This window comes from Dakarella massiliensis (assembly GCF_001182045.1).
GTDB lineage: Bacteria > Pseudomonadota > Gammaproteobacteria > Burkholderiales > Burkholderiaceae_F > Mesosutterella > Mesosutterella massiliensis.
The window spans coordinates 288,081-308,516 of sequence record NZ_CVTY01000005.1 but is presented as its reverse complement, the minus strand read 5'-3'; the positions used below and the strand labels follow the sequence as shown (position 1 = coordinate 308,516).

General features: G+C 57.7%; 18 protein-coding genes and 1 tRNA gene. 9 read left to right on the top strand and 10 right to left on the bottom strand.

Going from position 1 to position 20,436, the window contains the following annotated elements:
- Window positions 1–12 precede the first annotated feature (12 nt).
- Window positions 13–501 (bottom strand): single-stranded DNA-binding protein, encoded by a 489-nt coding sequence (locus BN1936_RS03110; protein WP_049686612.1) that lies wholly within the window; start codon window positions 499–501, stop codon window positions 13–15.
- Window positions 502–802: 301 nt separating this feature from the next.
- On the opposite strand from BN1936_RS03110, the gene BN1936_RS03105 reads away from it, so the two are divergent.
- The 3 genes from BN1936_RS03105 (at window position 803) to BN1936_RS03095 (ending at window position 7,311) form a co-directional block, all read left to right on the top strand.
- Window positions 803–2,209 (top strand): ClC family H(+)/Cl(-) exchange transporter, encoded by a 1,407-nt coding sequence (locus tag BN1936_RS03105; RefSeq protein WP_022442805.1) that lies wholly within the window; start codon window positions 803–805, stop codon window positions 2,207–2,209.
- Between the two features lie 20 nt (window positions 2,210–2,229).
- Window positions 2,230–4,998 (top strand): excinuclease ABC subunit UvrA, encoded by a 2,769-nt coding sequence (uvrA, locus tag BN1936_RS03100; protein ID WP_049686611.1) that lies wholly within the window; start codon window positions 2,230–2,232, stop codon window positions 4,996–4,998.
- A 75-nt stretch (window positions 4,999–5,073) separates the two neighbouring features.
- On the top strand, window positions 5,074–7,311 hold the full coding sequence (locus tag BN1936_RS03095) for a patatin-like phospholipase family protein (RefSeq protein WP_049686610.1): 2,238 nt from the start codon (window positions 5,074–5,076) through the stop codon (window positions 7,309–7,311).
- A gap of 103 nt (window positions 7,312–7,414) precedes the next feature.
- Here BN1936_RS03095 and BN1936_RS03090 read toward each other — a convergent pair.
- From BN1936_RS03090 to BN1936_RS03070, 5 genes are all read right to left on the bottom strand, one after another.
- Window positions 7,415–7,491, bottom strand: a tRNA-Met gene (locus BN1936_RS03090).
- Window positions 7,492–7,553: 62 nt separating this feature from the next.
- Complete coding sequence (gene thiD, locus BN1936_RS03085) at window positions 7,554–8,375, bottom strand: bifunctional hydroxymethylpyrimidine kinase/phosphomethylpyrimidine kinase (protein WP_049686609.1); 822 nt, start codon at window positions 8,373–8,375, stop codon at window positions 7,554–7,556.
- The gene (locus BN1936_RS03080) at window positions 8,336–9,655 is read right to left on the bottom strand and encodes a 3-deoxy-D-manno-octulosonic acid transferase (protein ID WP_049686608.1); all 1,320 of its coding nucleotides are present in this window, start codon (window positions 9,653–9,655) and stop codon (window positions 8,336–8,338) included. The genes thiD and BN1936_RS03080 overlap by 40 nt, the downstream gene beginning before the upstream one ends.
- Window positions 9,652–10,611: a lipopolysaccharide heptosyltransferase I gene (waaC, locus tag BN1936_RS03075; RefSeq protein WP_049686607.1), complete on the bottom strand. Its 960-nt coding sequence runs from the start codon at window positions 10,609–10,611 to the stop codon at window positions 9,652–9,654. Before waaC ends, BN1936_RS03080 begins: the two co-directional genes overlap by 4 nt.
- A gap of 36 nt (window positions 10,612–10,647) precedes the next feature.
- Window positions 10,648–12,036 carry a phosphomannomutase/phosphoglucomutase gene (locus tag BN1936_RS03070; RefSeq protein WP_269147791.1) on the bottom strand — a complete coding sequence of 463 codons (1,389 nt, stop codon included), beginning with the start codon at window positions 12,034–12,036 and terminating at the stop codon, window positions 10,648–10,650.
- Window positions 12,037–12,197: 161 nt separating this feature from the next.
- Between BN1936_RS03070 and rfaE1 the strand changes: the two genes are divergently transcribed.
- From rfaE1 to BN1936_RS03045, 5 genes are read left to right on the top strand one after another with little or no spacing between them, the layout of a single operon-like run.
- Entirely contained in the window at window positions 12,198–13,133 is a 936-nt protein-coding gene (rfaE1, locus tag BN1936_RS03065; protein ID WP_022442812.1) for a D-glycero-beta-D-manno-heptose-7-phosphate kinase, read from the top strand.
- Entirely contained in the window at window positions 13,130–14,140 is a 1,011-nt protein-coding gene (gene rfaD / locus BN1936_RS03060; RefSeq protein ID WP_049686606.1) for an ADP-glyceromanno-heptose 6-epimerase, read from the top strand. Before rfaE1 ends, rfaD begins: the two co-directional genes overlap by 4 nt.
- Before the next feature lies 1 nt (window position 14,141).
- Window positions 14,142–14,720, top strand: a complete 579-nt coding sequence (gene gmhB / locus BN1936_RS03055; protein WP_022442814.1) for a D-glycero-beta-D-manno-heptose 1,7-bisphosphate 7-phosphatase — start codon at window positions 14,142–14,144, stop codon at window positions 14,718–14,720.
- Window positions 14,721–14,723: 3 nt separating this feature from the next.
- Window positions 14,724–15,227, top strand: coding sequence for a D-glycero-beta-D-manno-heptose 1-phosphate adenylyltransferase (gene rfaE2, locus BN1936_RS03050; protein ID WP_022442815.1), 504 nt, complete (start codon window positions 14,724–14,726; stop codon window positions 15,225–15,227).
- Window positions 15,228–15,245: 18 nt separating this feature from the next.
- Window positions 15,246–16,094, top strand: coding sequence for a symmetrical bis(5'-nucleosyl)-tetraphosphatase (locus BN1936_RS03045; RefSeq protein ID WP_022442816.1), 849 nt, complete (start codon window positions 15,246–15,248; stop codon window positions 16,092–16,094).
- Here BN1936_RS03045 and BN1936_RS03040 read toward each other — a convergent pair.
- The 4 genes from BN1936_RS03040 to BN1936_RS03025 form a co-directional block, all read right to left on the bottom strand.
- On the bottom strand, window positions 16,036–16,872 hold the full coding sequence (locus BN1936_RS03040) for a lysophospholipid acyltransferase family protein (RefSeq protein ID WP_022442817.1): 837 nt from the start codon (window positions 16,870–16,872) through the stop codon (window positions 16,036–16,038). The two genes, BN1936_RS03045 and BN1936_RS03040, sit on opposite strands and share 59 nt — an antisense overlap.
- Before the next feature lie 18 nt (window positions 16,873–16,890).
- Window positions 16,891–17,301, bottom strand: coding sequence for a Holliday junction resolvase RuvX (ruvX, locus tag BN1936_RS03035; RefSeq protein ID WP_022442818.1), 411 nt, complete (start codon window positions 17,299–17,301; stop codon window positions 16,891–16,893).
- Complete coding sequence (locus tag BN1936_RS03030) at window positions 17,294–17,866, bottom strand: YqgE/AlgH family protein (protein ID WP_022442819.1); 573 nt, start codon at window positions 17,864–17,866, stop codon at window positions 17,294–17,296. The genes ruvX and BN1936_RS03030 overlap by 8 nt, the downstream gene beginning before the upstream one ends.
- Before the next feature lie 91 nt (window positions 17,867–17,957).
- Entirely contained in the window at window positions 17,958–18,890 is a 933-nt protein-coding gene (locus BN1936_RS03025) for a radical SAM protein (RefSeq protein ID WP_022442820.1), read from the bottom strand.
- Window positions 18,891–19,089: 199 nt separating this feature from the next.
- On the opposite strand from BN1936_RS03025, the gene miaB reads away from it, so the two are divergent.
- Entirely contained in the window at window positions 19,090–20,436 is a 1,347-nt protein-coding gene (gene miaB / locus BN1936_RS03020) for a tRNA (N6-isopentenyl adenosine(37)-C2)-methylthiotransferase MiaB (RefSeq protein ID WP_022442821.1), read from the top strand.

The following is a 20,436-nucleotide window of genomic DNA, read 5'->3' as shown; positions in this document are numbered from 1 at the left end:
TCACGCCCAGACTCAGAACGGAATGTCGTCCCCATCGAACGAGGAGTCAACATCCGGAGCAGACGGCTGCTGGGGCTTCGGCGCCGGGGCTGTCGGCGCGGCAGCGTGCGGCGTGCACTGCGGGGACTCAAACTCGTCAGAGGCATCCGACGAGGCGGAAGAACCGGTCGGACGGGCGCCAAGCTGCAGGGACTCACAGATGACTTCTGTTGAGTAGCGCTCATTACCGTCTTTCCCCGTGTACTTGCGGGTTCTCAGACGGCCTTCGATATAGGCCTCGGATCCCTTGCGGAGATACTGCTGTGCGATTTCAGCCTGGCGGCCGAAAACCGCCACGTTGTGCCACTCCGTATCTTCTTTGCGGTTGCCGTCACGATCCTTGTAGCGGCGGGACGTCGCGAGTGCGAGGTGGCAGATTGCAGTGCCGCCTTCAGACGCGTAGCGGATTTCGGGGTCCCGGCCCAGCCTGCCGAGAAGAATAACTTTATTTACAGAAGCCATAGCCTAATTCGTCTCTTTAATTGAAATTGCGGAACTGAAAAATTCCGCGCACCGATGAAAAGCTTTGAATCGCCCTTAAGACGATCCCTGAGGAAAGATTATAAGTGGTGATTTTTTTCTTCAGGACTTATTTTCCTGCAGGCTGCGTCAATCCCTGACGGACCGGGCTTTCCTCCCTTCTGTGTGCCGTCCCTCGGGTTAAGCGCCAGGGATTTAGTTCTACAATGCAGGTCACATCTGATTAACTTTTTGATTTAGCTCTCCCGGATAAGATCCGGCAGAGAAAAAGCCTCCTCTCCTTATGCTTCAGAGATTTCCCCGGCTGACGGGAAAAACGCGTCCTGCGAATCATCTTTCAGAAGAAACCCGGATCCAGATCCGTGAGTCTCAGAAACTCGGTGCCCTGGGGCAGGTCGCCTTTATTCTGCAGGCTCTGGTAATCGGTGCGATCTCTGGATTCGTGATCGGCATCTTCCGGATGGCATTCACCGTGCTGAATGGTCTCGGAACGAACTGGGTCGTGGAGGAATTTCAGAAGGGCGCTGAAGGATTCCTCTTCATCGCGGCCGCGCTTATCTTCTGCTGTCTGCTCTCAGGTTTTCTGCTGAAAATTGAACCAATGATCAGCGGAAGCGGCATCCCTCAGGTAGAGCTTGCCCAGATCGGGAAATTTCCGCCGATGAACTGGCTTCGCGTGCTCATCACCAAGTTTGTCGGCACTCTGACCGCTCTGGCTGCGGGGCTCTCGGTGGGACGCGAAGGCCCCTGCGTCCAGATGGGAGCTGCGGTCGGAGTCGGTGTAGGTACATTCTTCTACGGGAAACATGCTCAGACGATGCACCGCTATCTGACTGGCGGCGCCGTGTCCGGCATGACATCCGCTTTCTCATCCCCCATCGCCGGCATTCTTTTCGCGGTGGAAGACATGAAGGTGATTCTGGATCGGCGAATGCTCGCGTTCCTCGCGATCACCGCGATGAGTGCCTGGTTTATGGTGAAGCATATCCTGGGCCTTCCGCTTGTTTTCCCCTTTGTCGGGCTTGAGCCTCTCGGATTCCTGCAACTCTGGGTTCTCCTGCCAGTCTGTATTCTGAGCGGTGTCCTCGGAACGGTGTACTGCTGGATTCTGGTCTCGATCACCTGCTTTGAAGACCGCCTCCCGTGGCCTTCCCGCTGGGTGAGACTCGCTGTGCCGTTCGTGATGGTGGCGCTGCTGCTGCTCTTCTATCCGACTGTTCTGACGGGGTTCGGTCCCACGCCGACACAGATGGAACAGCTCAGGCTTTCTATCGACTTTCTGCTTCTGCTCTTCCTTGTGAAGGCGTTCTTCTCCTGCTTCAGCTTTGCCTCCGGTATCGCCGGCGGCATTCTGATGCCGATTCTCACTGCGGGCGCCATTCTCGGCTGCCTCCTCTCTTCGATCGGTCAGTCGGCCGGCATACTCCTCAGCTCACAGTCCGGCACCATTATGATTCTCTGCATGGCCTGCTTCTTTTCTGCTGTCGTCCGGTCACCTCTGACCTCTGCCGCGCTGCTGACCGAGATGACGGGAGACTGGACGCTGCTTCCCGTGACGCTTGTCGCCTCCATCGCCGGCAATCTGATTGCCCGCTATATGGGAGCTGACCCGGTGTACGAAAGCCTGAAGGCCCGAATTCTGAGACAGAGAGAACATGCGGCCCCGGCTGCGGCTGCCGAGGCGCACTGAATGATCAAAGGGGGACTGCCGTGGAGAAGATCTTCATCAGGGGAGCGAAGACTCACAACCTGAAGAATGTGAACGCTGAGCTTCCCCGGAACCGGCTGGTCGTCATCACTGGCCCCTCGGGCTCCGGAAAAAGCTCGCTCGCTTTCGATACGCTTTATGCCGAGGGCCAGAGGCGGTACCTCGAAGGTCTCTCTCCCTATGCCCGGCAGTTCCTCAATATCCGCAACAAGCCGGATGTCGACAGCATTGAGGGACTCTCTCCCGCGATCGCTATCGATCAGAAAAACCGCTCCGACAATCCCCGCTCCACGGTTGGCTCTTCCACAGAAATTCTCGATTACCTGCGGCTTCTCTACTCCCGGGTCGGAACACCTTACTGCCCCGACCACCACCTGCCGCTGGAAGCAACACCAGTGTCCGTCATTGCGGAACGGTTGCTTGCCTGGCCAGAGGAAACCCCGGTTATTCTTCTGTCCCCCATTCCGGCAGCCCGCCGCGCGAATCCTAAGCAGCTCCTCGCGGATCTCGCGCGTCAGGGTTTCCTTCGGGTCCGGATCGGAGGAGACATCGTTGAAACCGAAGAGGCGTCGCCTGACGCGCTCGCGGATCTCAGCCTCAGAGCTGATATTGTGGTTGACCGGCTGAAACTGAGGAAATCATCCCGCGGGCGTCTGACAGAAAGTCTTGATCTCGCGTCGCGGCTTTCCGGAGGCCGTGTTTCAGCGATGAATCACAGAACCCGGGAAGAAACCGCGTTTTCAACCAACTTCAGCTGCCCGCTCTGCGACTTTTCCCTGAAAAAGCTAGAGCCCGGACTCTTCTCACCCCAGACCGCCCGGGGACGATGCCCAACCTGCGGCGGAACAGGAACCGTTCCCTCCGTTTCGATTGAAAGCATTATTCATCCTGAACTGTCACTTCGGGCCGGCGCGATTCCTAACTGGGGAGATCATTCGCCGAAGCATTTTGCCTTGCTTGCGGCAGCAGCAGACCAGGCTTCCGTGTCTGTCGATACCCCATGGAAAGAGCTGACGGAAGATGCCCGCGGATTCATTCTGCATGGATCCTCTGACCAGCCGGAATTCCCCGGTATTGAATCCCTGATAACCAAAGAGGCTGAAGCTCTTCCAAAGGCTGACCGCGAGAAACTCCTCGGTCCGCTCCTCAAAGAGAAGACTTGCCCTGACTGCGAAGGGGAAAAACTGAGCCGCGAAGCGCGGAATGTGTTTCTCTCATCCGGAGGCAAGCTTTACAGCTACCCTTCTCTCCTCCGGACGCCGATTTCTGAACTCGAACCGCTGCTCGGGTCTCTTGAGCTCGGGGAAACGGCCCGGGCTGTCGCAGACCGGATTCTGCCCCCGATTCTTGATCGCCTCCGCTATCTCAACTCGGTCGGTCCCACCTACCTCACACTCGACCGACCGGTCACAACGCTTTCCGGCGGCGAATCGCAGCGCATCCGCCTCGCGTGCGAACTGAGCTCCGGTCTTTCAGGCGTTATGTATGTGCTAGATGAACCCTCCACGGGACTTCATCCGGCTGATAACGAGAAGCTCCTCGACTCTCTGAAGAAACTTCGTGACGCGGGAAACTCCGTGATCGTGGTCGAGCATGATGAGGACACCATCCGAAGCGCGGATTACCTGATCGACATGGGACCAGGTTCCGGAGAGTCCGGGGGCGAGGTTATCGCTTCTGGCACTCTGAAGGAAATTCTGAAGGACCCGAAGTCGGTCACAGGGACTTACCTCAGTCACCCGGAAACCACAGTTCAGAGGAACCGCTCACGGCGGATCGGCAAAAAGCTCCTGATCAAGGGAGCCCGGGGACATAACCTAAAAAATGTCTCAGCCTCCATCCCGATTGGCTGCCTCACTGTGGTAAGCGGGGTTTCAGGATCCGGCAAGTCCTCTCTCATCAATGGCACGCTGTACCCGGCGCTCGCCGCGAAGCTCTATCGGGCTTCTGCCTCGCCGCTCCCCGTTGACGCGATTGAAGGAGTGGAACACTTCGACAAAGTGATCTGCATTGATCAGCAGCCGCTTGGGCGTACATCCCGCTCAAACCCTGCCACCTACATGGGAATCTTCCAGGGTATCCGTGAAATCTTTGCCGGCACCGCGCTGGCGCTCGAACGGGGCTATGGCGCGGACCGCTTCAGTTTCAATGTCAAGGGTGGACGGTGTGAAGCCTGTCAGGGCGAAGGTATTCTGAAAATTGGTCTCCAGTTCCTGCCCGATATGCAGGTTCCGTGCGACGTCTGCGGCGGCACGCGGTACAACCAGGAAACGCTTGAAGTCCGCTATCAGGGGAAAAATATCGCGGAAATCCTCGACCTCAGTGTCGATCAGGCGATTCCGGTCTTCGCCAACCATCCGGCGATTCTGCGGAAACTGGAGGCTCTCGAAGCCGTGGGGCTGGGATACATCCGCCTCGGTCAGTCCTCGCAGACCTTCTCGGGCGGCGAGGCTCAGAGAGTAAAAATCGCGGTTGAGCTTGCCAAAACGGATACCGGCCGCACCCTCTATCTGCTGGATGAGCCGACATCCGGGCTGCACTTCAGAGAAATTTCGCAGCTCATTGCCCTGCTCCAGAAAATCTGCGATGCCGGAAACACGGTTGTCGTGATTGAACACGACATGAATGTGGTCGCGAGCGCCGACTGGGTGATCGATATGGGACCCGGAGGCGAGGACGGCGGTCGGATACTCTGCGAAGGCACCCCTGAAGACATTGCCGCCTGTTCCGAAAGCGTAACAGGCCGGTTCCTGCAGAAAAAAATAGCCTGATCTTTGGCTTACTATAGGAAATCGTCTTCTGAGTCATATCATCGGTCCCCTTTGCGGGTGCCGGAGTGATGCTGAATGAAACCCTTTTTACTGATTATCTTTGCCGCGGTCCTGGCGTCCGGATCCGTACCTGTCCTGGCGGATGAGCCTCCGGCTCATGTCATTACGCCGCCTGAAAGTTCGGTCACCGCTGAAAAGCCGCTTCGGGTCGGCCTTGTCCTCTCGGGCGGCGGAGCCCGGGGGTTCGCACACATCGGAGTACTGAAAGTCCTTGAGGAAGCCGGCGTCAAAGTGAGTGTCATCACCGCGACCTCAATGGGATCCATGGTGGGCGGCGCCTACGCGGAAGGCTACACACCGGAAGAGATGGCGAACATCGTCAAAAACGTCAACTGGACGCAGATGTTCGCGGCAAAACCAAACCGGGCCGATCTCAACTGGCGGAGAAAGGAAGATAAGGAGCAGGGACTTTCTGACACCGAGCTCGGCATAGGCCCCAAAGGCTTTGCCCTTCCCTACGGCATCGTCACCACTCAGGAACTGGATCTCTTTCTCGCGAAGACAAACGAGCCGGCCTCCATGATCAACGACCTCGCCAAACTTCCGATCCCGTTCGCCGCTTTCGCGACCGATCTGGAAACCGGCAAGGCGGTTGAGCTGCAGAAAAACATTTCACTTTCCCGCGCCATGCGCGCCTCGATGTCAATCCCTGGCGTTTACGCGCCGGCCGAGTGGCAGGGGAAGCTGCTGGTGGACGGCGGTCTCGTACAGAACTTACCCGTGGATGCAGCCCGCGCCATGGGCGCGGACATCATCATTGCCGTCAACGTCGGTACGCCGCTGTCTCCGAGAAAGGATCTTGGAAGCATTGCCGGCGTGATGGGGCAGATGCTGAACATTCTCACCGAGCAGAATGTCCAGAAAAGCCTGAAGGAACTGCGGAAAGAGGACATCCTGATCACTCCTGATCTTTCCAAATACACGTCAGGCGACTTCACCAAATCCGCGGAAATCATGAAGGTCGGCGAGGATGCCGCCCGGAAGATCTTTGATCAGCTGAAGAAGCTTGGCGTCCCGCAGAAGGAATTCGCGGCGTGGAACGCCAAGCGCCACGCACTGATAGAAACGGATAAACCTCACCAGCTTGCCGACATCCGGGTCGACGGTCTTAAAACCGTGAATCCGAAGAGTGTTCTTGCGGAAATCAAGATCCGGCCGGGCGACACGGTTACCACTTCCCAGGTCGAGGCCGCGGATAAGAAGATCTGGCAGGATGACGACTTTCTCTCGGTCCCCTATCGGTTTGAACCGGGACCTGACGGGATGGAAGTGCTGGTCTTTGAACCGCAGGAAAAGACCTGGGGATACTCTTCATTCCGGTTCGGGGGCCGCGTTCAGACGAACTTCGATGACGACAACAATTTCCAGTTCATGCTGCAGCACACCCTTGGGTGGCTGAACAGCTGGGGCGGAGAACTGAGAACCGAGGCGCAGATCGGTGAAAAGGTGTCTTTCTCAATGCAGCTCTATCAGCCGATAGGAACAGCAAGCCCCTTCTATCTGCTCCCCAAGGTCTACGCGAACAAAGAGAGCTACGACCTCTATAACGGCGACAACCGTTCTTCTTCCTGGCAGAACAAAACCGCGGCCGCTTCCCTTGAGCTTGGCTATGAAATCGGCCGCCTTGGAACTATCAGTGCCGGCACCGGCTACTTCACGCTGAGGAACACCCGGACGGTTGGAAATGACAGGCTGCCGGTTCCCAATCAGAGCAGCCTCGGCTCTTTCATCAATCTCAGCCTCGATCGGCTGGATAACGTCAATTTCCCGACGAAGGGCTACAAGCTGGATGCTACCGGCATGCACTTCTATCACGACATGGGAACGAGCCGCAGCCGGGACACGTTTGATGCTTCGGGTACGGCGGTGAAGACGTTCGGCCCCTGGACCGCCAATGCGTCCCTGAAAGGAGGCCGCTCGTCACTGGAAGGCGTCTTCAAACTGGGCGGCGCCTTCAATCTGTCAGGCTCAGGATACGGCCGGTACTCCGGCGACCGGATGCAGTTCGGTCGCCTCATGGTGTACCGGAGCCTCAGCTCCAAGCTGATGCAGATCGGAGCGCCTGTCTGGGCGGGTGTCTCGCTGGAGGCCGGCAAGGTCTATAACAGCAGCGGAAGCCAGAATTCCGGCTGGAAGCAGGCTTACGGCCTCTTCCTCGGAGCTGATACCTGGATCGGTCCGATTTATCTCGTTGTCGGCAAGACGTCAGGCGGATCAAAGGCAATCTACTTCGCCTGGGGTCATATCCAGTAAGCGCTTCAACACAGAGCGGCCTGGTTTCTGAACCGGGTCGCTCTTTTTTCTTTCCGGGCAACAAAAAAACCACAGATCGTAAGATCTGTGGTTTTCGGAAACCTGGTGGCGAGTCAGGGACTCGAACCCCGGACACAAGGATTATGATTCCTCTGCTCTAACCAGCTGAGCTAACCCGCCATGAGAAAACAGATTATGCGGGATTTTTTTTACTTTGTCAAGAAATTCAGAAAAAATTTCTCTTACTGCTGCCAGAAATGATTGACCGGGCCGTGACCGCTTCCAACCGACAGGCGGTCAGCGGCCTGGATAGCGCCGTGCAGGTAATCGTGCGCTTCCGAATACGCCTCCCATGCTGAACGCCTCTGAGGGAGCAGCGCCGCGATAGCGGAGGAAAGCGCGCATCCCGTGCCGTGCGTATTCTCGGTTTTCACCCGGCTTGATTCGTAGCGGCGGACTTCCTTTCCGTCAAAGACGAGGTCTACCATACGGTTCCCCGGAAGATGGCCGCCCTTCAGATAGACCGTTGGGCCGCCTCCCGCGAGATCCCAGAGCCTGCGGGCCGTATCCTCCATGTCGACTTCGTCTGCCGGGGCTCTATCCCCAAGCAGTACGGTGGCCTCAGGGAGGTTCGGCGTGAACACGGTGCAGAGCGGCAGAAGTTTCCGGATCAGGACGCCTGTCGCTACCGGTTCAAGCAGCGGTGACCCGCTGGTAGAGACCAGAATGGTGTCCAGAACGATATGCTTCACGGGGTGATTCCGAAGCGTTGCCGCGGCCGCCTCTATCACCTCTCCGTTCCCCAGCATGCCGATTTTCACGGCATCAATCCGAATATCAGAAAGCACGGATTCAAGCTGGGCCGAAACAAAGTCTCCGCTCATGATCCGAACCCCGCTCACACCCCGCGTATTCTGGACAGTAAGCGCCGTTACCGCGCCGCAGGCATAGCCGCCCAGCGCGCTGATGGTCTTGATGTCAGCCAGAAGCCCCGCCCCTCCGGACGGGTCCACGCCGGCAAGACTCAGAATGTTGGGAACGACCCGAGAGGCTGTTTCTTCCATATTTTGTCCAGGACCGTCATGGTGCGATCAGTCGCTCCGGTATAGGAAGAGGCAAACCGAACCGCGTTTTCCGATTTTTCCTTCAGGACCTCAGCATTGCTGAGCAGTTTTGCCGCCCGTTCGAGTCCCTCCCGGAAATCCATCACCTGCGCCGCTGCTTTTTCCTCTATCGCCCGGGCAGCCACCTCAGAGAAATTAAAGGTGCTCGGACCGACGATCACGGGGACGCCGCTTGAACAGGGTTCAATCAGATTCTGACAGCCGTAGTTAAGGAAACTGCCTCCCATCAGAGCGACATCGGAGAGCGCGCAGTAGAAGGACATCTCCCCCATGGAGTCACCGAGGAGAATGTCGGTGTCAGGAGCAATTTCATTCGGTGCAGAAAGCTCTGAGCGGCTCTGGATCCGGTAATCCGAATTAAGGAAAAGCTGCCGGACAGAGGCGAATCGCTGGGGATGACGAGGCACCACAAGAAAGATCGGATTCCCCTGAAAGAGCGCCTTTCCTCCCTTCTGAAGCGCCTCAAGAAAAAGAGCCTCTTCTCCCTCACGGGAGCTCGCAAAAAGCACCACCGGGCGGCTGATCGCGGCCTTCCACTCCCGGGCCTTTTTCTGCTGGCCGGCATCCGGCTGAATATCAAACTTGATGCTGCCCACAACCTGAATCCGCTCCGCACCGAGTTCTTTGAACCGGACAGCATCCGGTCGGGACTGAGCCAGAATGACAGCAAACTGTTTCACTGCCGGAATCATCAGCCTGGGAACCCGAAGCGCCTGATCAAGACTCTTCTGGGACTCTCGGGCATTGGCAAGCACCATGGGAACTCCCCACTTTGCAGCTTCAGCCATCATGGTCGGCCAGATTTCGGTCTCCATCACAATACCAATGGAGGGTTTTGTCTCGCGGAAAAAAGCTTCCATCGCGCCCGGTGTGTCGTAAGGCAGATAACACTGGGAAATACGGTCAGGTGCCATCGCCACAATGCGCTTCCCGGCATCTCTGCCTGTCGGGGTCATATGTGTCAGAAGAAAATCCGCTTCTGGCCACCGTTTCAGGCACTCCGCGATCAGCGGTTTCGCGGCGTTTGTTTCGCCGACGCTCACCGCATGGACCCACACCCGGGGACACCCCCTGGGCGGCGGATATTCAGAGAACCCGAACCGCTCCCCCCAGAAATTCCGATAAGCAGGCTGTCGGCGGCTTCGGTAAAGGAGATACCCCATCGCGGCGGGCACCGCTGCCCGGGTGAGGAGCCGATAGCCCTTCATTCCAATCTTCACTTGAGAAATCCCCCGCACTGCTGCATGACGTCATCCACTGTCGGCATCTGTCCGGGACCGCCAAGATTCACATATTCCGCATCCCCGAAAATCGGCACCTTTTCAAGCGACGTCTGTACGAAAATTCCGATCGTCGGACGGGCAAGAGCCGCTCCGAGGTGTGAAATCCCGGTGTCCACACCGACGACAATCGAGGCATCCATCAGCACAGAAGCAATATCGGCAAGCGGAAGACGCGGAGCGACGATGCATCCGGGCGCCTGCGCCGCGATCCGTTTGACCCGCTGCTTCTCCTCGTCATTGCCCCAGAACAGCACGCTTGAAAGCCCGCGCTCTGAAAGCTGCCGGGCGACTTCAACCCAGTTTCCCTCAGGCCAGAGTTTCCGCGCCTGACTGGTATTCACCGCAAGCGCCGCGTAAGCCCCGGGAAGCGGCATCGGATTCGGACGGAAGGTTTTCAGCCCGAACCTCGGTCGTCCCTCTGCTTTATACCCGAGAGCGGCCGCTGCAAGAGCCCGGTACCGGTGCACCGCGCCCATCGTTTCCTCAAGCGGGAACCGCATCCCGGAGGAATAGAAGAGCGCTGCCGGCCACTCTCTCACACAGCCAAAAGAGAATCCAGCTGCTTTCGGGGCATGCGCCCAATGCGTTACCAGCCCCGTACGGGCAAGCCCCTGGAGGTCAATCACAATGTCGTAGCGGGCATCGCGCAGCCGGCGTTTCACGGCTCCTGCCTCCCGCCAGGTTTCTGCCGCGGTCGGATGCTTCTGCCAGCGGCGGAATGCCGTCTGAATAATGTCGCCTACAAAAGGTGAGAGCCTCGGTATATCCCGGAAACTCTCCTCCGCCACCCAGTCGATCACGGCATCAGGAAAATGCTGCGCGATATCGAATGCGACCGGCAGAGCGTGGACGACATCCCCCATGGACGAGGACTTAATGATCAGAATCTTCATTGGTACACGCTCCGATTTCTCAGACACCAGCTGCCATTATTCTGCGGAAAAAGGCAGCTTGATCGACGGATCAAGTTTCTTCAGGGCCGCGCCGAACACCTGCTCAATCCGCTTCAGAGCCTCAGGCGTATCGCCTTCCAGACGGATCACAAGCACAGGGGTCGTATTCGACGCGCGGGCGAGAGCAAAACCATCCGGCCACTCAACGCGGAGACCATCAATCCGGATCTCATCAGTGGCGTCATCAAAATGCACTTCTTTCTGGAGGCGCTCAACGAACTTCTTATTTTCGCCCTCAGCCATCGGCACCTGAAGCTCAGGCGTATTGACGGCCGTCGGAAGGCTGCTGAGAAGTGCCGTCGGATCATCCGTACGGGACAGAATCTCCACCATACGGAGGCCTGCGTAAAGACCGTCATCAAAGCCCGGCCAGCGTCCGTCATTAAAGAAGATATGCCCGCTCATTTCGCCGGCGAACGGCGCATTCGTTTCCGCGAGCTTCGCCTTGACGAAAGAGTGACCCGTGCAGCTGATAGTCGGGATACCGCCGTGGCTCTTCACCCAGTCAACCAGCTTTCTCGTGCACTTCACGTCATAGATAATCCGGCTGCCGGGCTTCTTCTCCAGAATATCCGCGGCAAAAAGCATCATCTGGCGATCAGGGTAAATAATCTCGCCCTTGCGGCTCACCACCCCAAGACGATCGCCGTCACCGTCAAACGCCAGACCCACTTCTGCGTCAGACGCTTTCAGACGTTCAATCAGCTGCTCAAGATTCTTCGGCTTCGAAGGATCCGGATGATGATTGGGGAAGTGACCGTCCACTTCCGTGAAAAGACCTTCCACTTGGCAGCCCGCCGCGCGGTAAAGGCGCATGGCAAGCGGTCCCGTCACGCCGTTACCGGAGTCAAGCAGCACGCTCACCGGACGTTCGAGATGAATATCCCGGGTAACCGTCTCAAAGTACGGGGTTTCGGCGTCCTTCACTTCCACCTTGCCGGGCTTCTCAGCAACGCTCCACTCCTCAGACTCCACACGGCGCCGGATATCCTGAATCATGGGACCAAAGAGCGTCTTTCCGCCCAGCATCAGCTTGAGACCATTGTCACGGCTGGGATTATGGCTGCCCGTCACGGAGACACCGGAACCGGATCCGAAGTACTTCGTCGCAAAGTAGAGCACAGGAGTCGGCACCATGCCGATGTCATAAACATCAGCTCCTGCCGCCGCGATGCCGCGGATAAGCGCCGCCTTCAGTTCAGGACCGGAAAGCCGGCCGTCACGGCCAACACAGACCGGCCCCACGCCGCTTTCCACCGCCATGGATCCGAGAACCCGTCCGATCTTTTCAACCACATCGGCGGTCAGATTCTCACCTGCCACTCCGCGAATGTCATACGCCTTAAAAATACTGGGATCGATCACCTGCATTGAAACCTTCTCCTGAAGTCACGTGTTCAGGCGAGAGTTTAGCGCCAAGGACAGACTCCCCGGCAAAAATGACCCCGCCCACACCTCGGCCTCTGATACGTAAAATCACGTATACCATACAAGCTGTCAGAATTCTTTTATTAGCGGAGGTTCCCTTGACAGAACTTCTTCACGATCGGCGGCTCCTCGTAGTCGGGGACGCCATGCTGGATCAATACTGGTTTGGCGATGCGAACCGCATTTCCCCTGAGGCCCCCGTGCCCGTCGTCCGCATCACGCGCCGCGAGGAGCGTCTTGGCGGCGCCGCGAACGTTGCCCGTAACATCGCCGCCATGGGAGCCGGTGTTTCGCTGCTCACGGTTCTTGGAGACGATGAGTCCGGAAAGCACCTCGAGACACTCCTGCATCACTCCTCGATCCGGCCGCTCCTCCACTTCGATCCAAAGCTGGAAACGACCGTGAAGCTGAGGATCGTCGCCCGGCAGCAGCAGATGCTGCGGGCTGACTTCGAGAGTATGCCGCAGGAGGAAGTTCTGCTTGCGCACCTGGATACCTTCCGGCGGGAAATCGCGTCGCATGACGCGGTGATTCTTTCCGATTACGGCAAGGGCGGGCTCTCGCATATCAAAAAGATGATTCAGATCGCGAGGGAAGCCGGAAAAACCGTTCTTATCGATCCGAAAGGCTCGGATTACGACCGCTACAAGGGGGCATCCATCATTACCCCGAACCGCGCGGAGCTCGCTGAGGTCACCGGGCACTGGAAGTCCGAGGAAGACCTCACGGAAAAGGCGCAGAACCTGCGCGAGCATCTCGGGCTTCAGGCCCTCCTTCTCACGAGGAGTGAGGAAGGCATGACGCTTTATACTTCTGAAGGCAAATTTTCGGTTCCCGCCGAGGCCCGCGAAGTGTACGACGTCTCGGGTGCAGGCGACACGGTCATTGCCGTGCTTGCCACCATGATCTCTGCCGGCATTCCCCTCAGGAAGTGTGTTGAAATCGCGAACCGCGCCGGCGGCATCGTCGTGGGCAAACTTGGCACGGCCACCGTTTCCTTCGAAGAACTGTTTCCTTCTGGAGTCATTGAATGAGCATTATCGTTACGGGCGCTGCCGGCTTCATCGGCTGCAACAACACCATTGCACTGAATAAGCGCGGATACACCGACATTCTCGCGGTCGACAATCTGACCAAGGCGGACAAGTTCCTGAACCTTTCTGAATGCCAGATCTCCGACTACATGGATAAGCACGACTTCATCGATCTCGTGCGTCAGGGGAAAATGCCCCGTCCGGAAGCGGTTTTCCATCAGGGCGCCTGCTCTGACACGATGGCGACCGACGGCCGCTACGTGATGGATAACAACTACCGCTACACGCTTGAGCTCTATCACTGGTGCCAGCGCGAAAAGGTGCCTTTCATTTACGCGTCTTCCGCCGCCACGTACGGCGCGAGCACCACGTTTGTTGAAGACGTGAAGTATGAAGGCCCGCTCAACTGCTACGGTTACTCGAAGTATCTTTTTGACCAGGTGCTGCGCCGGGATATGGCCCGCGGCGCCGTCGTCTCTCCGGTGACCGGCTTCCGCTACTTCAACGTCTACGGGCCGCATGAGCAGCACAAGGGCCGCATGGCTTCCGTCGCTTTCCACCAGTACTTCCAGTTCCGCAAGGAAGGCAAGGTGAAGCTGTTCGAAGGCTGCCTCGGTTACGGCAACGGCGAACAACGCCGTGACTTTGTTTACGTCGGCGATGTTATCGACACGATTCTGGGATTCTTCGATCACCCGGTGACCAGCATTTTCAATCTCGGCACGGGCCGCTCCCAGCCGTTTAACGACATCTCGCTCACCGTGGTGAACACGCTGCTTGCGGAAGAGAAGAAGATCTCGAAGCCGCTCACCCTCGAAGAAGCCGTGTCTCAGGGCTACATCGAGTACATTCCGTTCCCCGAAGCGCTGAAAGGCAAGTATCAGGCCTTCACGCAGGCTGATCTGACCAACCTGCGCGGCGCGGGATGCAAGACGACCTTCAAGACTGTCGAGGAAGGCACCGCCCTCTACATGAAGGATCTTCTTGCCCGCTACCCGAACCCGTAATATGGATTCCCGTATCAGAGCCGCGTTTCTTGATCGCGATGGCGTCATCAACATCAACAGCGGCTACGTCTGCCGCCGGGACGAATTCGTATTCGTTCCCGGGGCAGTTGAAGCCTGCCGGATTCTCTCCCGCGCAGGCTTTAAGCTTTTTGTGGTGACGAATCAGTCCGGAATCGGACGCGGCTACTACACGGAAGAAGACTTTCTCAGGCTCACCTCCTGGATGCAGAACGAAATGGCGTCTGACGGTGCCCCGATTGAAAAGGTCTACTTCTGCCCGCATCACCCCGATGCCAAAATCGAGCGCTACCGCAGGGTCTGCCGCTGCCGCAAACCGCAGCCGGGCATGATTCTTGACGCTATCGGGGAGTTTGGGATCGATCCTGCCCGGAGCGTCATCTTCGGCGACAGCCCCCGCGATATGGAGGCCGGCGCTGCAGCCGGAGTCCGGGAGAGAATTCTTCTCGGCACCGACGGCGAAGCGATTCCTGCCGCCTCCCCTGACTCGACAGCGGTTTTCAATAATCTTCTGAGCGCGGTCACCAGTCCCTGGTTCCGCGGCTTCTGCACGGATATCTGACTCATGAGCGAACATCTCCCGATTCCTGACTTCACCCGCAAAATTGTCTCCTTCGAGGATCTGAGGGAACGCGCGTCAGAGCTTCCTCACCCGATCGTCATGACAAACGGCGTCTTCGACATTCTTCATCGCGGGCACGTCACGTATCTCGCGCAGGCGGCCGCTCTGGGAAAAAGCCTTGTCGTTGCCGTGAATTCTGACGCCTCGGTCCGGATGCTCGGAAAGGGGGATGACCGCCCGATCAACACCGAACAGGACCGCGCCGCCGTTCTTGCCGCGCTGGAAAGCGTGTCGCTTGTCACGGTCTTCACGGACAAAGTGCCCCTGAAAGCGATCGAAGCCGTGCGTCCGGATATCTATGTCAAAGGCGGGGACTATCGGGTGGAAGATCTGCCGGAAGCAAAACTTGTCAGCACCTGGGGCGGAAAAGCGCTTACCATCAGTTTTGAGTATGTGCGCTCCACCACTTCGCTTCTTGAACGTGTCAGGAAGTCGGGCGGGCATTAATTCTTGAGGAAATACGCTGTGGCTGGATTGAACACTTCTTCTGTCATTGCAATCGGTGATCTGCAGGGCTGCTACGAAAGCCTGGAAGGGCTGCTGGAGCAGCTTCCTGATACCGCTCCCCTGATTTTCATGGGAGATCTCGTCAACCGCGGCCCGCAGTCGCTTGAAACACTGAGACGGGTGAAGGAGCTCCAGGAGTCAGGAAGAGCTCAGTGCCTTCTCGGCAACCACGATCTCCATCTGCTCGCTGTCGCGGCGGGGCACGGAAATGTTCATCGCAGGGATACCATCACACCGATTCTTGAGGCACCGGATGCCGATGAGCTGATCGGATGGCTCCGCCGTCAGAAAATCGCGATTTATGAAGAAGGCGCGCTCTTCGTTCATGCCGGCGTTCATCCGTCATGGAGCCTTGAAGACGCGCTGAAACTCGCGCAGGAAGCCGAGTCCCATCTCTCGGGCGACGGCTGGAAAGACTATCTGAAGGATATGTACGGTCCGAGCCAGTGGGCTCCTGGTCTCACCGGAAGCGAGAGAATGCGCGCTATTTTCAACGCCTTCACCCGCATCCGTTTTGTGAAGGAAGACGGGACACTCGACTTTGATACGCGGGAAGGCCTTGCCCAGGCTCCCGCGGGGCTCACGCCGTGGTTCCTCCGGACGGACCGCCGACTTCTCGATCAGCTGATCGTAATCGGTCATTGGTCCATGCTCGGCCTGATGCTCCGCCCCAACCTGATCGCTATCGATACGGGCTGCCTCTGGGGCGGATCGCTCACCGCTATCCGGATGAGCGACCGCAGAATCTTTATGGAGCGCTGTCCGCTTTGGTGCGAACCGTCTGCTTCAAAACCGGCCGCAAAGTAAGTTCCCGCCGCTCCTCTTCAATCGCCGGATCGCGGACGCCGAGCGCGGCCGCCATCCGGGCCGACACTTCCCGGCAGATCTGATGCCGGTTCTTCCCCGCGGGATCAATCGGCTCAAGCACTTCGACCTCCACTGTCGCGTCCGGTGTTGTCACCACATTCCAGAGGCAATGGAAAATCGATACATCTCCCGCATATGACATCCGGGTCGTCAGTTTTCCCCGGCTCTTATAGCGCAGCACCAGAGGCTGCACCGTTGCACCGGTTGCCACCGCGGCCTCGATCAGATTCGCGTGAAGCGGCAGAAGCGTATTGCCCAGACTCGTAGTGCCCTCCGGAAAGAAAATCACGTTTTCACCCCGATTCAGCGCTGACTCCATCTGCTCCGCAATCGCGAGAATAGCTCTGCGGTTGCCGCGCTCGATGAAGATCGTGCGCACCACTTTCGCAATCGTGCCGAAGGCTGGCCAGTGACCGATCTCGGCCTTCGCAACAAAACGCGAGCAGATCAGGGTATCGATGGAAAAGATATCCAGGAAGGAAATATGGTTTGAAAGCAGCAGGTACCCTTTTTCTCCCGGCGCCGGGTGCCGCAGCGGTCTTCCGGTATAGGACACCCGGACTCCCAGCATCGCGAGAAGTCTCCGGCACCAGGTTTCAACCAGTTTCCGATATTCCGCTTCCTCCGCTTTCGGGAAACGCACCCCGGCAACGAACATGAAAAACGGTATCGAAATGACGATCAGAATGAAGCGCAATGCCCCGGTCAGATAGTTCATCGGGATATCCTCAAAGCTTTAAAAATTTTCACTGAACCACTGCTCAAGAATCACAGCGGCTGACTGATCATCGATTTTCATCCGGCCCTGCTCCACGTCAACGGACGAGAACCGCTCATCCACCGGATACACGGGAAGAGAAAATCTTCCCTCAATCTGACGGGAGAACCGTTCGGCCCGGTCTGTCAGCTCCTGATGTTCTCCGCCTGAACGGAGAGGCACGCCGACCACCACCGCCACCGGTTCCCACTCCCGGAGAATGGCCTCCACGCCGCCCCACTTATCGGCATTTGTACGGGCAGGAAAGATCCTGACCGGGCGGGCCGAACGCGACAGCGTATTGCCGACCGCGGCGCCGATCCGTGCCAGTCCGAAATCAAAAGCGACAATGGTTCCGGAAAGATCCCGGGGATTTGCTTTATCAGGCATGGCCCGCCTGCTCCTCTGAAGCTTCAAGCTGTTCGCGGCTGATACCGATCTGACGAAGCGCGTAGTCATAGCGCTCCTCAGGCGGCACATCAAAAAGTATTTCTTCCGTTCCGGGGACGGTGATCCAGCTGCCGAGCGCGATTTCTGCTTCGAGCTGCCCGGGAAGCCATCCGGCAAGTCCCAGCAGGAAAAGGCGGCGCCTGGGGCCTTCCCCCCGGCACATGCGGCTCAGCACGTCGGCTGACAGTGTGACACACAGTGTGGGGGAAATCTCACGGGACGCGGCGTATTCCCCCGCCTTCTCGTGAAGAAGAAATCCTCTCTGGGGATCAACAGGACCGCCGATAAAAACCCTGTCAGGCAGCCGGGGCGATCCCTTCGCGATCACCTTCGACTGCTCGAGCACGTCCGACAGCATCAGTTCCGTCTGCCGGTTAATCACGAAGCCCCGGGATCCTTTTTCATCGTGCCCGGTGATATAGACCACCGTTCCGGCGAAATTCGGGTCGCGCAGTGAAGGCATCGCAACAAGCAGATGATTTTGCAGTTCCATGTTTTCATCCATTTTCTTTCTCCCGTTACTCGAGATGTCAGCCTTCCGCAGGCTTACTTATTCTTTTTGTAGCACAAAACAAAACGTGCGGACCGAAAAGACTTCAGTCCGAGGCACGGAGTACGTTTGTGCCGTCGAAAACCGGGATGAATTTCGACTCGGCTGTCTCGCCGATCTGAATGAAACAGTTGCGGTATCCGAGAGACTCGGCGTGACGCACGACCTTCTGATACTCCAGCGTGAAAAGCTTCCGGTTGATCTCGGGGTGACGCGACGCCTTATAAAGCGGCATGTACTGATTCATCAGGCTGACACAGACATCGTTACCGAAATTTCCCCACAGCCAGTCAAGACACCGGCAGCTGTCACGCCAGAGTCCCGGAAGAACCAGATGCCGCACGATGAGACCGCTCCGCATCAGGCCGTCCTCACCGACCCGATACGGGCCGACAGCATCAAACATGGCCCGGATCGCCACGCTTGCCGTCTCAAAGTAATGCGGGACACCTGAATAGCGTTCGCCGTACCGTGAGTCAAAATACTTGAGGTCCGGCATATACATATCCACGTAGCCCTTCAGCCGCCCGATAGTTTCCGGCAGATCGTAGCCATTCGTGTTGTAAGCCACACGGAGCGAGAAGCCGCGGCTTCTCGCAATATCAAGCGCCCGGATGATGTTCTCGACATAGTGAGTCGGTGTCACGAGTTCGAGACACGTCGCACCGCGGCTCTGCTGCTCAAGGAAAATCTCCGCGAGACGCTCATCCGTCACGGCAACACCGCTGCCTTCCGCGCTGATTTCGTGATTCTGACAGAAGCAGCAGCGAAGATTGCAGTGTGAAAAGAAGACCGTTCCCGCCCCCTGGGTTCCAGAGATACAGGGCTCCTCCCAGCGGTGCAGTGACACGAGCGCCACCTCAGCTTTACCTGACGCGCGGCAGAGCGCCCGCTTGGGGGCAGTCACGATTCCCTCACGGAGCACACCGCATTTCCTCGGGCAGAGCCGGCAGCCCGTTTCCTGATGAATTTCCAGCATGAATAAAGTTCCGAATTCCGGAGTAATGCATAGAGGGCACACATTCTAATTCTCTGCGGATTCTGCCCTCAGGCACCGTACAGGAAACTAAAAGTGTTTAAAATTAGCAGTTTTGACGCAGGATTACACCTGCGCTTCTTCCCCTACCTGATCGCTAGCAGAAAGACTCTTTCTTTTCGATCGCCCCCGGATAAAAACCGTGACTGCGAAAAAAATCTTTATCAAATCCTTTGGCTGCCAGATGAACGAATACGATTCGAACCGGATCGTAGACCTGATGACTGACAGCAGCGGCTATATCAAAACCAATTCCGCCGAAGACGCGGATCTCGTCATTCTGAACACCTGTTCGATCCGAGACAAGGCCCAGCAGAAGGTCTACTCCGAACTCGGCCGGATCCGGACTCTGAAGGAACAGCGTCCTGACATGAAGATCGCGGTCGGCGGCTGCGTGGCAAGCCAGGAGGGCTCCAAGATCATTGAGCGCGCTCCCTACGTGGACGTCGTCTTCGGCCCCCAGACGCTTCACCGCCTGCCCGACATGCTCGATAAGTGCAAGACCTGCCATCACTCTCAGGTCGACGTGTCATTCCCCGGCATTGAGAAGTTCGACTACATGCCTGAGCCGCATAAGAACGGCTCCGCCGCCTTCATTTCCATCATGGAAGGCTGCTCGAAGTTCTGCACGTACTGCGTGGTGCCGTATACCCGAGGCCAGGAGCTGTCGCGCCCTGTGGCTGACGTGCTCCGCGATGTGAAGAGCCTCGCCGAGCAGGGTGTCTGCGAGAGCACGCTTCTCGGCCAGAACGTGAACGCCTATGAAGGCGAACTGCCTGACGGCGATGAGATCGATTTCGCGATGCTGCTCGAACTGATCGCCGCGATTGACGGCATTGAGCGTATCCGCTTCATGACGTCTCACCCGACGAACTTCACGCCTCGCCTGATCAATGCCTACCGGACGATCCCGAAGATCGTGAGCCATGTCCACCTTCCTGTTCAGTCCGGCTCCGACCGTGTGCTTGAACTGATGAAGCGCGGCTACACGACGGAACAGTACCTGTCGATCATCCGCGGGCTCCGGGAAGCCCGGCCCGATATCTGCATCACTTCCGACTTTATCGTCGGCTTCCCCGGCGAAACGGAGGAGGATTTCGAGGCTACCATGAGGCTGATTGACGAGTGCAAGTTCGATGCGAGCTTCTCCTTCGTTTTCAGTCCCCGCCCCGGTACGCCCGCCGCGGATATGCCTGACAGCACGCCTCAGGATGTGAAGCTTGAGCGGCTGCAGAAGCTGCAGAAGGTGAATGACGCCCAGGCGCTCCGGATTTCCGAAGCGATGGTTGGCTCCATCCAGCGCGTTCTCGTCACCGGCGCGAGCAAGAAGGGTGAAGGCATGCTTGCCGCCCGTACGGATAACAACCGTGTCGTGAATTTTGAGGGCCCCCTCGATCTTCTCGGTAAGATGGTTCAGGTCAAAATTACGGATGTCCGCGTGCACACGCTCGGCGGCACCCTGATCAATAAGGAAAAGGACTTCAACTGA